This is a genomic window from Geobacillus stearothermophilus ATCC 12980, assembly GCF_030369615.1.
In the GTDB taxonomy this organism is placed as follows: domain Bacteria; phylum Bacillota; class Bacilli; order Bacillales; family Anoxybacillaceae; genus Geobacillus; species Geobacillus stearothermophilus.
This window is the reverse complement of the sequence record NZ_CP128494.1, coordinates 154,306-170,347: the sequence shown is the minus strand read 5'-3', so window position 1 is coordinate 170,347 and position 16,042 is coordinate 154,306. Positions and strand designations below refer to the sequence as shown.

Sequence of the window (16,042 nt, the reverse complement as noted above, 5' to 3'; positions counted from 1 at the left end):
TTGCCTGTTCACTCTCCTCACACTTGGAATCTGCTACTATCTTATGCAATGGCTCAGTCTGGCGTGACAAGAGCACACGGGCAAACGGAAACATCGCGAGGAAAAGAAACCCTCAAAAAGCGGTGGCCATTCGCCGCCATGAAACCCGAACAGGTTAGATCCTTATAGATATTATGTTGCATTCAACAATTCCCTACAAAACTATATACATGCTCATTGAAAAGTTAACCTTCGCATAAGCGGTGCCCACTCTGGTTATACTGCTCCTAAGGAAAAGCATGGGAAAGGAGCGGAATTCTGCATGAAACGTCTCAACATCACCGACAACCATGGATGGACGCCCCGGAAACTCCGCAAGCAGGAACGGAAGATCAAAAACGCTCATCTCCGCCAACGTGTGATGGCCGTCCGCCTGGTCATGGAAGGCTATTTGGGCAAAGACGTGGCCTCCATGGTCAACGTGTGCCGCCAAACCGTTTCCCATTATGTGTCGCTGTTTAACGAAGGGGGCCTGGAACTCCTGCTTCATCGGGATTTTGCCCCTGGGCGAGAACCGTTTCTCACCGAAGAACAGCAGGAAGAGATCAAACACCTTGTGTTGACCACGACACCCGCGGAGCTGGGCTGGGACATCGCTTCGGCGTGGAATACGAAGATCCTTCAATCCTATGTACACCACCATTATGGCATCTCCATGTCCCGCGAAACCTTGCGAAAACTCTTGCATCGAAAAGGGCTTTCGTGGACCCGGCCGACTTACACGTTGGCGAAAGGAGATCCGGATCGGCAAAAACACTTCAAAAAACAAATGGATCTAATAAAAAAAACTTAATCGATCCAGATTTCGTCCTGTTGTACATCGATGAAACGCATATCCGATCGTATCATGTGTTGCGTACGACATGGTCAGAGGTTGGCCGTCAAAAGCAAGTGCCGACGTTCGGCCATCATGCTCACGTATCGCTGTTTGGCGCCGTTAACGTCCATGATGGCGAAACAGTTCTTTATCAAGCAGGAGCGGCCAATGCGACAACATTTTTGGATTTCCTGCGGGTTCTCAAAGAGCGTTACCCGGATCGTCTCATCGTCTTGGTGCTGGATAACGCCCGAATTCATCATGCCAAAATGGCGAGAGAGTTTTTGCGGGAAGAAGGACGGAGTTTTCACTTCATTTACCTTCCTCCGTATTCTCCGCAACTGAACCCGATCGAACGCTTGTGGAAATGGCTGAAAGACACTGTCATTGCCAATGTGTTTCACAAAGATCAAAACGATATCGCCCAAGCCATTGCCCGGTTTGTGGACTACATCCATGAACGCCCGAAGGAAGTGCTACAACGCCTAGGGTGTGCAGTGTAATCCAGAAGTTAACTTTTCAAGGTGCATCTATATAACTTCGATTGATTTAGTGGTTACAAGTTTATTGTTTCTAAAAAGCTTAATTATATACTTACCTCTATCAAGGGAGGAAGTATCTAATTTGATTTCAAATCCCGAAAAACCAACATATTCCTCTCTCACATCCTGAAATACAGTTTTATTAGTCTTGCGAGATACCAAAATCAGCTTTGATGGTACATTGGAAGATTTCTCAACCATGTTTGCATAATGCACAGAGATTACCACAATTTTTCCCCATTTGATATGATCCTGAGGATTAATGATTGTTTGTGTCTCGTTATTTGTCTCATATCCAACTTGAATTTGATCATTATCAATCGAAAAATCTCTTTGAAACCTATACAATACAGACAAAGAAAACACTAACAAAAATAATATGAGAATAAGTAGTCCTAACCTATGTTTTTTAATAATCCCCACATTTCTCCCCCCCATCAATTCTTTGATAAAACAATGTTGTTGAGATCCAAACAATAATTTATCATACCCGTGGTGCTAGTTGAGCTTTAGCGCTCAACTAGCCCAAGTGTAACCAGGGAATAAGCTAACAATATACCGTCTAGCGCCACTTCAAATCCGATAATCGAATTGGCTCGGATCCCCGTGATGCGATAGTGGTCAACCAGAACCGAGAACACCGTCTCGATCACTTTGTGTTTTTGTTGGATCCATTTCTCCTATGCTTCGGACCAGCAATGTTTCTGGTTTTTTCGAGACGGAGTCCAAAGCGCCATTTGGTATTCTTCGTACAGCCTTTTTTGCAAGTCACGGCTAATGAATCCTTTGTCCCCAAAGTTATACGGGCGGGGAATTTGGGTCATCACGCTTTCGGCTGCGATTCGATCGTGGCAAGATGCTTCCGTCACCACATACCCCATTGGCAGCCCTTGATCGGTCACTTGAAGGTGCAGCTTCAACCCGTAGTACCATTGCTTTTTGGAAGCGCAATACCCGATGTCGGCGATCTCTTGAAACCGTTTGACGCGATGCATTCTTGCCGTATGGCACAATGGGAGCGGCAAGCTGTCCACGACGGCATAGGCATGATGTTGGCCGCGTTTTGCTCACGACGGCGATCCATTTGATAGCGAAGCCAAGCGCCCGGCAGCGGCGGTTATACCGGGAACGTTCGAGAAACGAGCCGTTTGTGAACAAATTTCCCGTGACAAAACGATGCCATGCCCGTGAAGTAAAACCGAGCAGCTTTCCTAAAAGATGAATGGCGATGATGACAGCGTCCTCTTGCTTGACCAAATGGCGATTTCGACGATGAAGATGCACCTGAATGCATGAAAGTTGAGCAGAAACAAAAACGAAAATGGCGGCATATTGCTTTTGAATCTTGGCTCGATCTGTAGTAAAATGAAAGTGCTCTTGCATGGGGATTCTCCTTTCGAATGGCAGGTCGCACTTTCATTCTACAGGAGATCCGCCAGCAAGGGCTATTTTTATGCTTGCTCAAGTTTATCTAGCACCACGGGTTCAACTCCATAATATAATCCCCTTTGATAAAAAAATTAAAAAAACACACGTTCGATTACATTAATTGTAATCGATGCCGTGTGTTTTTTAAACAACTTTTTTGTAATTTAAACGACTTTTTTGTAAATTAAACAACTTTTTTGTAAATTAAACAACTTTTTTGTAACTCAACAAACATCTTTCCGACCAACGAACCGCTCACTCCACCGTCACGCTCTTCGCCAAGTTGCGCGGTTTGTCGACGTCGCAGCCGCGGTGCAAGGCGGCATAGTAGGCGATCAGCTGCAACGGCACGACGGACACAAGCGGCGTAAGATCCGGATGGACAGCCGGGATGATGAAGCGGTCGCCGTCGCCTTCCAGGCCGCGCATCGAGATGACGCACGGGTTCGCGCCGCGGGCGACGACTTCTTTTACGTTGCCGCGAATGCTTAAATTCACGTGCTCCTGAGTGGCAAGCGCAATCACCGGCGTGCCGTCCTCAATCAAGGCGATCGTGCCGTGTTTCAGCTCGCCGCCGGCGAACCCTTCCGCTTGGATGTAAGAGATCTCCTTCAGTTTCAGCGCGCCTTCTAGGCAGACATAGTAGTCAACGGCGCGGCCGATGAAGAAGCAGTTGCGCGTCAGGGTCAAGTAGTCGCTCGCGATTTTCTCCATTTCCTCTTTCGCATCGCACAGCATTTCCATCACATTGGCGACGATGGCAAGCTCTTTCGTCAAGTCAAAGTCCAGCTCAAAGCCTTTCGCTTTTGCCGCCGCGGCGGCCAAAATCGCAAGCACAGCAATTTGCGCCGTATAGGCTTTTGTCGAGGCAACGGCGATTTCCGGGCCGGCGTGCAACAGGAGCGTATAATCGGCTTCCCGCGACAGCGTCGAACCTGGGACGTTCGTGATCGTAATCGCTTTATAGCCGAGTTTGTTCGTTTGCACGAGCACGGCGCGGCTGTCGGCCGTTTCGCCGCTTTGCGAGATAAAGATGAAGAGCGGCTTTTCCGACAACAGCGGCATGTTGTACGAAAATTCGCTGGCGATATGCACTTCCACCGGAATTTTCGCCCACGATTCGATCAACTGCTTGCCGACGAGACCTGCATGGTAGCTCGTTCCGCACGCGACAATGTACAGGCGGTCAGCGTTCAGCACTTCGTTGATGATCGCTTGGTCAATCGTCAATCCGCCGTTTTCGTCTTGGTATTTTTGAATGATGCGGCGGATGACGAACGGCTGCTCGTCAATTTCTTTCAACATGTAATGCGGATACGTTCCTTTTTCAATGTCGCTTGCATCGAGCTCGGCCGTAAACGACTTCCGTTCGACTGTCTCGCCGTTGAGCGTTTGAATCGTGACGTTCTCGCTCGTGACGATAACGAGCTCCCCATCCATCAGTTCGACGAATTGATTCGTCACTTGAAGCATCGCCATCGCGTCGCTCGCCACGACGTTAAACCCATCGCCCAAGCCGACGAGAAGCGGGCTTTTGTTTTTCGCCGCATAGATGGTGTTTTCGTCTTGCGCATCGATCATGGCGATGGCGTACGATCCTTTTAGCAGCGAGAGCGTTTTTCGGAACGCCTCTTCCGTTGTCAGCCCGTCACGGACGAATTTTTCCACGAGCTGGACGATGACTTCCGTGTCCGTGTCGCTTTGAAACGTAACATCGGCTAAATAATCGCGCTTGACCATTTCATAGTTTTCAATGACACCGTTATGCACAAGCGTAAAACGGCCTGAAGCGCTTTGATGCGGGTGGGCGTTCACTCGGCTTGGCGCCCCGTGTGTCGCCCAGCGTGTATGGCCAATGCCGACCGTCGCGTTGACGTTCGGGTCGACGATGCGGCGCAAATCAGCAATCCGTCCTTTTTCCTTAAACACATGCACGCCGCTTTCGTTCAACACAGCGATCCCCGCCGAATCGTAGCCGCGATACTCGAGTTTTTCCAATCCGCGCAATAAAATTTCCTTCACATCTTGATTACCGATATAGCCAACAATGCCGCACATGGCAAATGTTCCTCCTTTTCATCTTGGAGGCTGCCGCTAATGAGATCCTTCCATGTTCAGTTGTCAAAGAACAACGGGGCCTCGCCGATCCACGGGCGGCAGACTCCCTTCTTCGTTTCGCGCGATGACATCCTCCCCTTTGTGCAAAGGGTCACCCCTTTGTTTTAAGAGAGGACTTGCGGCTGTCATCGCTCCAGCCGGGAGGCATCCGCCGAAAACCTCGATAAACCTCCTCCTCGTCAACTAAGCGTTCTTCCGTCCAACGCTTAGTCCAGGCGCTTTTGTCGTCAAAACGATTGCAACAACCAACCGGTTTTTCTTTTTGAAACGTTCCATCCGCTGGAACAACTGCTGTTCCTGATCTCCTTGTTCCGCCCTGCCATCGCCTCCTTTCAAGAAAAAAGCAACAACGTTAATATTACAGGACATTCCCAGCGGCGTCAACTATCATCTATCCATCCCTTTATATAAAATAACCTATGCATAAACGGAAGCGAACGTTCCGTCTATGCATAGGGTGGTTGTCCAAGCGGTCGGTTATTCCACTCCCATTTCACGGCGAACGACATCCGCGATCCGCTCCACGTAGGCGCGGCACGCTTCTTCGGTCGGGGCCTCCGCCATAATGCGCACAAGAGGCTCAGTCCCCGATGGGCGGACAAGAACGCGGCCGTTGCCGTTCATCTCTGCCTCCACTTCCTGGATCACTTTTTTCACTTGCTCATTTTCCATCGCTTTTTCTTTATCTTTTACCCGGACGTTCACAAGCAGCTGCGGGTATTTTTTCATTTCCCCCGCCAATTCGGAAAGCGGCTTGCCTTTGATTTTCATGATGTTGACAAGCTGGAGCGCCGTCAACATTCCGTCCCCCGTCGTGTTGTAGTCAAGGAAAATGATGTGTCCGGACTGCTCGCCGCCGAGATTATAGCCGTTCTTCTTCATTTCCTCGACGACATAGCGGTCGCCAACGGCCGTTTGTACACTTTTGATTCCCTGCGCCTCAAGCGCCTTGTAAAACCCAAGGTTGCTCATGACGGTTGAGACGACGGTTTGGTGCTTGAGGCGGCCGGTTTCTTTTAAATATTTGGCGCAAATGTACATAATTTGGTCGCCATCGACGATGTTGCCGTTCTCATCGACGGCAATGAGACGGTCGCCGTCGCCGTCAAAGGCGAGCCCGACATCCGCTCCTTTTTCTTTGACAAATGCGGCGAGCGCTTCCGGATGGGTGGACCCGACCCCTTCGTTAATGTTGAGCCCATTGGGCGAAGCCCCCATTGTCACGACATCCGCATCCAAATCGGCAAATAAGTACGTCGCAAGCGATGACGTCGCCCCGTGCGCGCAGTCGAGGGCGATTTTCATCCCGGAAAAATCTTCTTCATCAATCGTTTGTTTTAAATACTGCAAGTACTTTTGCCCGCCTTCGAAATAGTCGTTTACTTGCCCAAGCCCAGCCCCGATCGGCCGCGGCAGCATATCCTCCGCGCTGTCGATCAGCGCCTCAATTTCCGCTTCCTGCTCATCCGACAGCTTGAACCCGTCCGGACCGAAAAATTTAATGCCGTTATCTTGCACCGGGTTGTGGGAGGCGGAAATCATAATGCCGGCCTGCGCTCCAAGCGCCTTCGTCAAATAGGCGACGCCTGGCGTGGAAATGACGCCAAGGCGCATCACTTCCGCCCCGATCGACAAAAGCCCGGCGACAAGGGCGCCTTCCAACATATGGCCGGAAATGCGGGTGTCGCGCCCGATCAGTACTTTCGGGCGCTCAGCGCTTTTGGTCAGCACGTATCCGCCGCAGCGGCCGATTTGAAACGCCAACTCTGGCGTCAATTCACGATTTGCGACTCCTCGTACACCATCAGTGCCAAAATATTTGCCCATTCGTTCACTCTCTCCTTACTATGCAGTTTATTGTGCAGTTGCTTTGTCGCGAATATGGACCATCGCCGTTTCCGCCGACGGTTGCCATTGGACTTGTTTAGGGTGGTTCCATTGAATGGGAACTTGATGTTCGCCGGTGTCAAGTCCACCGACATCGACATACAAACGAATATCGTCTTTTGTCAACCCGCGGACGACATCGGGCGGACCGACAAGGTGGACCGTAATTTTGCCTTCAAGCGGTTTGACAAATTCAGCTTTGTATGAATCCGGCAAGCCGACGACAGCGATCGGCACGTCTTTCCACGTTTGCGTGACGTCTTTTTCCACATCAATATGGACCTTGATTTTGTCTGGGTTGATGCTTTTTGCGCCATCAGGGAGCGGAGCGTCAAGTTCTACCGTCGCATCATCCGTAATATCGTCCAAATCAACGGTCAATCCTTCCAGCTTGTCAATATGGTTCAACACTTCTTTCGGTCCATAAATCGTCACTCGATCCGGCTCCGGCGTGATGCTGACAAGATGCACACCATCCGGCAACTCCCCAGTTGTTCGCACTTGAACCGGCACCGTCTTGCTCGGGCTTTTCACCGGCACGGTTACTTCCACCGACGATGGCTCTGGCTCAATATCTAACTCATTTCCCCGTCGATCGTACACCCAAACGCGCGCTTCTCTCGTCAACGTTTCCGTCGCCCCATCTAAGTCGACGATGGCTTTGACAAACGCAATCTCGTCGATTAGTTCCTTCGCCCCGGTAATCGTCACGGCATCTGGTTTCACAGTCGGTTCTCCAACGGAATAGCCATCCGGCATTTTGTTTCGATTGAAAAATTCAACACCGACAGGAAACCGTTTCGACACTTTTTCACGAATCGTCACTTTGGCCGAGGAAGGCTGAATCGTCACTTTCAACTTGTCAGAGATGTCCCTGTATTTGATCGGCACCGTGTATGTCCCTAACGGCAATTCCGTTAAATCGACATACACCTCGAAATTTCGCTGCAGAGCCGTCGGCTTGACAATGCTGGCCGGCCCTTGGAGCGTAACGTTCACGTATTTCGGGACGCCAGATACAACCAAGTTGTCTTCATCATAGTAAGCGACCACCGGAATATCGATCAACGTTTCCGTATCTTCCTGGCCAAACGTGTTGCGCGTTTCACCGGTTTTCGCCCCGACATTGGCTGACATATACAGCATAATCGCCAGCAATAAGGAGACAACGCGAATAAACCAAGGATGGTCCATCAACTTATCCATGTTTCTTCCCCCTCCATTGCCAACGGGAAGAAGCGGGCGCCTTCGTCGCTGGAGCAAGTTCGCCGGTCAACAGCTCCCGAAACTCATCGATCGTTAAATCGCGGTGCAGCTCGCCGTTTTTCGTCAACGATACTGCTCCCGTCTCTTCCGACACGACGACGGTGACGCTGTCAGTCACTTCGCTGATGCCGAGCGCCGCCCGATGGCGTGTTCCGAGCTCTTTCGAAATAAACGGACTTTCCGATAATGGTAAATAACAGGCCGCCGCAGCGATTTGGTTTTTTTGAATAATGACCGCCCCGTCATGAAGCGGCGTGTTCGGAATGAAAATATTAATGAGCAGTTCCGACGACACATGAGCGTTTAACATAATGCCGGTTTCGATATAATCGTTCATTCCGGTTTCCCGCTCAATGGAAATCAGCGCGCCGATGCGTCGCTTCGCCATATACTCGGTCGCTTTGACAATGGCTTCCACCATTCGCATCCGCTCTTCATCTTCATTGACCGTATTGCGGGTGAACAGCCGTCCGCGGCCGAGCTGCTCCAGGGCGCGCCGCAATTCTGGTTGGAAAATGATGATGATCGCGAGAAATCCCCAAATGATCGCCTGATCCATCAGCCATTGCAACGTCGTCAATCCGAGGTAATTGCTCACGAAACGAACCAAAATAATTAAAAAAATGCCTTTTAACAGCTGAATGGCCTTCGTCCCGCGAATCATCATGATCAACTTGTAAATCACATACCAAACGACAAGGATATCAACCACTTTTAACAAATATGACACGATGGGGAGCTCTCCGAAGGACATCTTCACACTTCCTTTATCTCTAATTCCAATCTGTTGATGGCCACGGAAAAAGCCATCGAACGATGGCTGCCATCATTCAATCGATTGGAGCGCACGATTGAACCTTTCTTTAATATTATACCAAATCCATTCAAACACTTGATTAATTTCCTCCACTTCCCCTGTCACTTGCCCGGCGGACGCCATATATTTCTTTCCATGGATCACAGTCACGTCCCCATCAACCGTTCCTTCAATCCGAATCAAGCCATTGCGGACGACAATATCCCCTTTGACCGTTTCTCCTTTCGGCACGATGACAGTATGATCGCGGATGATGACATGTTCATCAGCTGAGACGGAAAACGCGCTTCTTTCCCCCCATGAAGAAGCTAAGCTGCCGAAAGTGAGCGCTAAAAACAACGAGGCAGCCGTAAGCAGCGGGTGGCGATGCAGGAAGCGGCGCAGCCGCGCGGTCTTTCTCTCTTTCGGCATCGCCTCCATAACCTTGGCTGCAAACGACGGCGGCGCCGCAACGTGGGCGGCATATTGGAGGAAAGCAACCGTCTTTTTCAGCTCGTGAAAATGGGCAGCACAAGCAGCGCACGAACGCAAATGTTCTTTCAGCTGCTGCTCTCCTTCTGGCTGGAGATCTCCATCAAAATAGCTGTGCATGAGCAACACGATTTCTTTCGGACATTCCATAGTCTCCCACCCTCTTATAAATGACCCAATTGCCTGCGCAACGCTTCGCGGCCGCGATGCAGCCGCGTTTTCACCGTGCCGACCGGCAACCCTAAAATCTCGCTGATTTCTTGCAACGACAAATCTTCCATATATTTCAACACGATCACGCTCCGGTATTTTTCCGGCAACTGCTCAATCGCTCGCTGCACCGTCTCTTGCAGCTCCAGGCTTTCCACTGCCTCCTCCGGGGATGTTTCGCGGGAAGGAAGCTGAGCCTGCATCGTCAACCCGTCCGTGCCTCCGACCTCTTCATCTAAATACACGTCCGGCTTCCGTTTCCGCAATTTATCGATCGTCAAGTTCGTCGCGATCCGGTACAGCCAAGTGGAAAACTTCATTTCAGGATTGTACGTATCAATATGGATGTAGGCGCGGATGAACGCCTCCTGCGCCGCATCTTCCGCCTCATGCCGATTGCCCAACATTCGATAGCAAAGGCGGTAAATCTTGTCCTTATACAAATCGACAAGATCCGCGTATGCGTTTTGATCCCCTTTTTGGATCGCCTTAATTCTCTTTTTAATAAATAGATCCATAAAATACAATACCCCCGCCTCACGGCTTACTGTATATTACGGCGCTCGATCAAGAAAAGTTTCATGCAACATATTTATTGTATCATACAACTGAAAAAGAGGAGACACCAAACAAATGGAAGCCCCTCTTTCACAAACAGCGGGAACAAATCATCATCATATCCGTGAATCCCGCAACCAACCCTCTTTGCTCACATGCATTAAATGAGTTTTTCACCAAACAACGACCCCATCAGCGCTACAGCCACTGATGCTGTTTTGTTCCGCTCATCCAAGATCGGGTTCACTTCGACAAATTCCGCTGAAGTGATGATTTGTGCTTCGGCCAGCATCTCCATCGCCAAATGGCTTTCGCGGTATGTCAATCCTCCAATGACAGGCGTTCCGACTCCCGGTGCGTCGCTTGGGTCAAGGCCATCCAAGTCAAGCGACAAATGAACGCCATCCGTTCGTTCTTTTAAATAGGTGATCGTTTCTTCCATCACCCTTGTCATTCCGAGCCGATCAACCTCATGCATCGTGTAAATTTTGATTCCTTTTTCGCGAATAAACTTCTTCTCCCCTTCATCAAGGGAACGGACGCCGATCAACACGGCATGTTCCGGCTTGATTTTGGGGCTGTATCCGCCGATTTGCGTCAGCGCCGGATGGCCAAACCCGAGGCTCGCCGCCAGCGGCATGCCATGAATGTTTCCAGACGGCGACGTTTCCTCGGTGTTGACGTCGCCGTGCGCGTCATACCAGATCACTCCAAGCCGCTCATAATGTTTCGCCACCCCGGCAAGCGTGCCAATGGCGATGCTATGGTCGCCGCCCAGCACAAGTGGGAAGCGCCCCCGCTGAACGACTTGGTCAACCGCCGCCGCGAGTTTCTCATTCGCCTCCGCAACCGCTTTCAAATTGCGCAACCATGAATCTCCTTGCTCGTGCAACCGATCTGCTTTCCCAATTGGAATATCTCCCAAATCTTCAATATCGTAATGAAGACGTTCCAGACGTTCGATGATGCCTGCATAACGCATTGCGCTCGGCCCCATATCAACGCCGCGGCGTGTCTGCCCTAAATCCATCGGAACCCCGATAATTGAAATTGGCTTCATGCTGTCTCCCACTCCTTTCGTTACGTCTTTATTGTAGAGGAAAGAAAGGGGATGACTCAACTTGACAAAATTTTGAATATTTATACCGATATAACAAAAAAAGCAGACTGCTTGACAACCACAAGCAGTCTGCTCTTGATGGAGCCTATCGGGATCGAACCGATGACCTCCTGCGTGCAAAGCAGGCGCTCTCCCAGCTGAGCTAAGGCCCCGCCCAAGCGGAAGACGGGACTCGAACCCGCGACCCCCACCTTGGCAAGGTGATGTTCTACCACTGAACTACTTCCGCGCTATGGTGAGCCATGGAGGACTCGAACCTCCGACCCTCTGATTAAAAGTCAGATGCTCTACCTACTGAGCTAATGGCTCATAGTGAAGTATACACTCACAGTGAACGATGTCCCTTCCTCTGCTAGCATATTCGAAGATGCACGATGCGTCGGGACAACTCGAAGCAAATTCGAAGATGCTTCGCTCGTTGCTCTACCTACTGAGCTAATGGCTCATGGTTAGGATAACACTCTAAGCTTCATTTCACTCTACCTGCCCCTTCCTCTACAAGCTTATTCGAAGAAGTCAAGTGCGTCGGGGCAACTCGAAGCCAACTCGATGATGCAACGCTCGTTGCTCTACCTACTGAGCTAATGGCTCATGGGTTCAATAACACTCCCGAGACAACGATGTCCCTTCCTCTACTAGCATATTCGAAGATGTCAGATGCGTCGGGACAACTCGAAGCAAATTCGAAGATGCAACGCTCGTTGCTGAACGAATGACCCATAGCATGTAAATTTTATGTACAAAAAATAATGGCTGGGCTAGCTGGATTCGAACCAGCGCATCACGGAGTCAAAGTCCGTTGCCTTACCGCTTGGCTATAGCCCAACGCTGTGAAACGATTCGATATCCGGTAATTATTATGTCACTGTTGCAATGTGGCTATACATTTTCAAATCAACCGCCCTTCGAAGGACGGTTGATTTGAACGAAAGTGACCCGTACGGGATTCGAACCCGTGTTACCGCCGTGAAAGGGCGGTGTCTTAACCACTTGACCAACGGGCCAGTGAGAAATGGAGCTTCCAACCGGGCTCGAACCGGTGACCTCTTCCTTACCATGGAAGTGCTCTACCTACTGAGCTATGGAAGCATAAAAATGGCTCCGCAAGTAGGATTCGAACCTACGACCTACCGGTTAACAGCCGGTTGCTCTACCGCTGAGCTATTGCGGAATGATGAATAAACTATATGTCATGCGCATCTTCTCAATGTGCTTGTTGCCTCTTCCTCTGCCAGCCAATTCATAAGGAGTCGGATACGTCGGGACAACTCAAAGTAAATTCAACGATGCTAAAGCTCGTCGCTGAGCTATTGCGAAGTGAATAACATTGCCTAGCAGCGACCTACTCTTGCAGGGGCGCTGGCCCCAACTACCATCGGCGCTGGAGGGCTTAACTTCCGTGTTCGGGATGGGAACGGGTGTTTCCCCTCCGCTATCACCACTAGGCAATGGATGATCGATTTGCTTTAGACAATAATTATTATATCCACCCTGCTTTATTTGTCAACAGGAAGTTCATTCCTTCAAAACTAGATAACCGTTTCAGGAAGAAGCCGGGGCGCTTTCACTTTTCATTGTCTAGCTCCGGCTCGCCGCCGCTCGGGGTCAAATAACCTTCCCCCTCGGGGTGCTAGCACCCCTGCGGGTGAAGAACATTTGCCCGTCGCGGCGAACCGCTCGCCTGCGCTTTTCGCTGTCTAGTTCCGGCCGCCATCGGCTCGCGACGCTTCGGTCCTGCTGCGGCGGGCTAAGCCCGCTCGCAGGCCCTCCAGCGCGCCTCGCCGATAAGCAGGCGGCCTCCACTTTTCTTGTTAGGTTAAGCCCTCGATCGATTAGTATCCGTCAGCTCCACGTGTCGCCACGCTTCCACCTCGGACCTATCGACCTCGTCATCTTCGAGGGATCTTACCCGCCTGACGCGGTGGGAAATCTCATCTTGAGGGGGGCTTCACGCTTAGATGCTTTCAGCGCTTATCCCGTCCGCACATAGCTACCCAGCGGTGCCCCTGGCGGGACAACTGGTACACCAGCGGTGCGTCCATCCCGGTCCTCTCGTACTAAGGACAGCTCCTCTCAAATTTCCTGCGCCCGCGACGGATAGGGACCGAACTGTCTCACGACGTTCTGAACCCAGCTCGCGTACCGCTTTAATGGGCGAACAGCCCAACCCTTGGGACCGACTACAGCCCCAGGATGCGATGAGCCGACATCGAGGTGCCAAACCTCCCCGTCGATGTGGACTCTTGGGGGAGATCAGCCTGTTATCCCCGGGGTAGCTTTTATCCGTTGAGCGATGGCCCTTCCATGCGGAACCACCGGATCACTAAGCCCGACTTTCGTCCCTGCTCGACCTGTCCGTCTCGCAGTCAAGCTCCCTTGTGCCTTTGCACTCTCCGAATGATTTCCAACCATTCTGAGGGAACCTTTGGGCGCCTCCGTTACCTTTTGGGAGGCGACCGCCCCAGTCAAACTGCCCGCCTGACACTGTCTCCCACCCCGCTAAGGGGTGCGGGTTAGAATTTCAATATCGCCAGGGTGGTATCCCACCGCCGCCTCCACCGAAGCTGGCGCTCCGGCTTCCCAGGCTCCCACCTATCCTGTACAAGCGATACCAAAATTCCATATCAGGCTGCAGTAAAGCTCCACGGGGTCTTTCCGTCCTGTCGCGGGTAACCTGCATCTTCACAGGTAGTATAATTTCACCGGGTCTCTCGTTGAGACAGCGCCCAAGTCGTTACACCTTTCGTGCGGGTCGGAACTTACCCGACAAGGAATTTCGCTACCTTAGGACCGTTATAGTTACGGCCGCCGTTTACTGGGGCTTCGGTTCGCACCTTCGCTTCCGCTAAGCGCTCCCCTTAACCTTCCAGCACCGGGCAGGTGTCAGCCCCTATACGTCGCCTTTCGGCTTCGCAGAGACCTGTGTTTTTGATAAACAGTCGCTTGGGCCTTTTCACTGCGGCTCGTTCGGGCTCTTCACCCAAACGAGCACCCCTTCTCCCGAAGTTACGGGGTCATTTTGCCGAGTTCCTTAACGAGAGTTCTCCCGCGCGCCTTAGGATTCTCTCCTCGCCTACCTGTGTCGGTTTGCGGTACGGGCACCTCTTCCCTCGCTAGAGGCTTTTCTTGGCAGTGTGAAATCGGGGACTTCCGGATGACTCCGTCGCCATCACCGCTTGGCCTTACAATCCGCGGATTTGCCTACGGATCAGCCTTGCGGCTTGGACAGGCTCTTCCAGCCGCCTGCTCGCCCTATCCTCCTGCGTCCCCCCATCGCTCAAACGGGAAGGAGGTGGTACAGGAATCTCAACCTGTTGTCCATCACCTACGCCTTTCGGCCTCGGCTTAGGTCCCGACTAACCCTGAGCGGACGAACCTTCCTCAGGAACCCTTAGGCTTTCGGCGCAGAGGATTCTCACCTCTGTTTTCGCTACTCATACCGGCATTCTCACTTCTAAGCGCTCCACCAGTCCTTCCGGTCTGGCTTCAACGCCCTTAGAACGCTCCCCTACCGATGACCAACGGTCATCCCGCAGCTTCGGCGGCACGTTTAGCCCCGGTACATTTTCGGCGCAGAGTCACTCGACCAGTGAGCTATTACGCACTCTTTAAATGGTGGCTGCTTCTAAGCCAACATCCTGGTTGTCTTTGCAACTCCACATCCTTTTCCACTGAACGTGCACTTTGGGGCCTTAGCTGGCGATCTGGGCTGTTTCCCTCTCGACCACGGATCTTATCACTCGTAGTCTGACTCCCGGGCATAAGTCGTTGGCATTCGGAGTTTGACTGGGTTCGGTAACCCGATGAGGGCCCCTAGCCCAATCAGTGCTCTACCTCCAACACTCTCCATCCCGAGGCTAGCCCTAAAGCTATTTCGGGGAGAACCAGCTATCTCCAAGTTCGATTGGCATTTCACCCCTACCCACACCTCATCCCCGCACTTTTCAACGTGCGTGGGTTCGGGCCTCCAGCCGGTGTTACCCGGCCTTCACCCTGGACATGGGTAGATCACCTGGTTTCGGGTCGACGACGACGTACTTTTCGCCCTATTCAGACTCGCTTTCGCTGCGGCTCCGCCTCTTCGGCTTAACCTCGCACGCCATCGTCACTCGCCGGTTCATTCTACAAAAGGCACGCCATCACGCATGAACGCGCTCTGACTACTTGTAGGCACACGGTTTCAGGTTCTCTTTCACTCCCCTTCCGGGGTGCTTTTCACCTTTCCCTCACGGTACTGGTGCACTATCGGTCACTAGGGAGTATTTAGCCTTGGGAGATGGTCCTCCCTGCTTCCGACGGGATTTCCCGTGTCCCGCCGTACTCAGGATCCGCTCGGGAGGGAACGAAGTTTCGACTACAGGGCTGTCACCTTCTCTGGCCGGCCGTTCCAGACCGGTTCGTCTACCCCGTTCCTTTCTCACTCCCACAATGAGCGGTCCTACAACCCCAAGAGGCACGCCTCTTGGTTTGGGCTGTTCCCGTTTCGCTCGCCGCTACTCAGGGAATCGCGTTTGCTTTCTTCTCCTCCGGGTACTAAGATGTTTCAGTTCCCCGGGTGTGCCCTCCATGCCCTATGGATTCAGGCATGGATACTGCCCCATTACGGACAGTGGGTTCCCCCATTCGGACATCTCCGGATCAACGCTTGCTTACAGCTCCCCGGAGCGTTTCGGCGTTTGCCCCGTCCTTCATCGGCTCCTAGTGCCAAGGCATCCACCGTGCGCCCTTTCTAGCTTAACCTACAGCGCTCTCGGCTTCTTCCTTATTGT

10 protein-coding genes, 7 tRNA genes, 2 rRNA genes and 1 pseudogene are annotated in these 16,042 nt (G+C 51.8%); 2 read left to right on the top strand and 18 right to left on the bottom strand.

Annotated elements, in window-relative coordinates; all coding sequences use genetic code 11:
- Window positions 1–301 precede the first annotated feature (301 nt).
- Window positions 302–832, top strand: a complete 531-nt coding sequence (locus QSJ10_RS00960) for a helix-turn-helix domain-containing protein (RefSeq protein WP_289493443.1) — start codon at window positions 302–304, stop codon at window positions 830–832.
- 20 nt (window positions 833–852) lie between these two features.
- Window positions 853–1,359: an IS630 family transposase gene (locus QSJ10_RS00955; RefSeq protein ID WP_287136245.1), complete on the top strand. Its 507-nt coding sequence runs from the start codon at window positions 853–855 to the stop codon at window positions 1,357–1,359.
- Between the two features lie 27 nt (window positions 1,360–1,386).
- Here QSJ10_RS00955 and QSJ10_RS00950 read toward each other — a convergent pair whose 3' ends face one another.
- The 18 genes and pseudogenes from QSJ10_RS00950 to QSJ10_RS00865 form a co-directional block, all read right to left on the bottom strand.
- The gene (locus QSJ10_RS00950; protein WP_033017437.1) at window positions 1,387–1,821 is read right to left on the bottom strand and encodes a hypothetical protein; all 435 of its coding nucleotides are present in this window, start codon (window positions 1,819–1,821) and stop codon (window positions 1,387–1,389) included.
- Between the two features lie 86 nt (window positions 1,822–1,907).
- Window positions 1,908–2,781: pseudogene (locus tag QSJ10_RS00945) on the bottom strand (IS982 family transposase).
- Window positions 2,782–3,081: 300 nt separating this feature from the next.
- Window positions 3,082–4,884 carry a glutamine--fructose-6-phosphate transaminase (isomerizing) gene (gene glmS / locus QSJ10_RS00940; RefSeq protein ID WP_049625214.1) on the bottom strand — a complete coding sequence of 601 codons (1,803 nt, stop codon included), beginning with the start codon at window positions 4,882–4,884 and terminating at the stop codon, window positions 3,082–3,084.
- 537 nt (window positions 4,885–5,421) lie between these two features.
- Window positions 5,422–6,771 carry a phosphoglucosamine mutase gene (gene glmM, locus QSJ10_RS00935; protein ID WP_033016922.1) on the bottom strand — a complete coding sequence of 450 codons (1,350 nt, stop codon included), beginning with the start codon at window positions 6,769–6,771 and terminating at the stop codon, window positions 5,422–5,424.
- A gap of 27 nt (window positions 6,772–6,798) precedes the next feature.
- Complete coding sequence (locus QSJ10_RS00930) at window positions 6,799–8,037, bottom strand: CdaR family protein (protein WP_033016923.1); 1,239 nt, start codon at window positions 8,035–8,037, stop codon at window positions 6,799–6,801.
- Window positions 8,030–8,851, bottom strand: coding sequence for a diadenylate cyclase CdaA (cdaA, locus tag QSJ10_RS00925; RefSeq protein WP_033016924.1), 822 nt, complete (start codon window positions 8,849–8,851; stop codon window positions 8,030–8,032). The genes QSJ10_RS00930 and cdaA overlap by 8 nt, the downstream gene beginning before the upstream one ends.
- 72 nt (window positions 8,852–8,923) lie before the next feature.
- Window positions 8,924–9,535, bottom strand: a complete 612-nt coding sequence (gene rsiW, locus QSJ10_RS00920; RefSeq protein WP_033016927.1) for an anti-sigma-W factor RsiW — start codon at window positions 9,533–9,535, stop codon at window positions 8,924–8,926.
- A 14-nt stretch (window positions 9,536–9,549) separates the two neighbouring features.
- Window positions 9,550–10,113, bottom strand: a complete 564-nt coding sequence (gene sigW, locus QSJ10_RS00915; protein ID WP_020279758.1) for an RNA polymerase sigma factor SigW — start codon at window positions 10,111–10,113, stop codon at window positions 9,550–9,552.
- Window positions 10,114–10,313: 200 nt separating this feature from the next.
- Window positions 10,314–11,213: an arginase gene (gene rocF / locus QSJ10_RS00910; RefSeq protein ID WP_033016928.1), complete on the bottom strand. Its 900-nt coding sequence runs from the start codon at window positions 11,211–11,213 to the stop codon at window positions 10,314–10,316.
- A 139-nt stretch (window positions 11,214–11,352) separates the two neighbouring features.
- A tRNA-Ala gene (locus QSJ10_RS00905) sits at window positions 11,353–11,425 on the bottom strand.
- Between the two features lie 5 nt (window positions 11,426–11,430).
- Window positions 11,431–11,502: transfer RNA gene (locus QSJ10_RS00900), tRNA-Gly, on the bottom strand.
- A 4-nt stretch (window positions 11,503–11,506) separates the two neighbouring features.
- Window positions 11,507–11,582 (bottom strand) — tRNA-Lys (locus QSJ10_RS00895).
- A 441-nt stretch (window positions 11,583–12,023) separates the two neighbouring features.
- A tRNA-Gln gene (locus QSJ10_RS00890) sits at window positions 12,024–12,098 on the bottom strand.
- 107 nt (window positions 12,099–12,205) lie between these two features.
- A tRNA-Glu gene (locus tag QSJ10_RS00885) sits at window positions 12,206–12,277 on the bottom strand.
- 9 nt (window positions 12,278–12,286) lie between these two features.
- Window positions 12,287–12,362, bottom strand: a tRNA-Thr gene (locus QSJ10_RS00880).
- A gap of 7 nt (window positions 12,363–12,369) precedes the next feature.
- Window positions 12,370–12,444 (bottom strand) — tRNA-Asn (locus QSJ10_RS00875).
- Window positions 12,445–12,602: 158 nt separating this feature from the next.
- A 5S ribosomal RNA gene (gene rrf, locus QSJ10_RS00870) occupies window positions 12,603–12,719 on the bottom strand.
- A 366-nt stretch (window positions 12,720–13,085) separates the two neighbouring features.
- Window positions 13,086–16,013: ribosomal RNA gene (locus QSJ10_RS00865) — 23S ribosomal RNA — on the bottom strand.
- Window positions 16,014–16,042 lie beyond the last annotated feature (29 nt).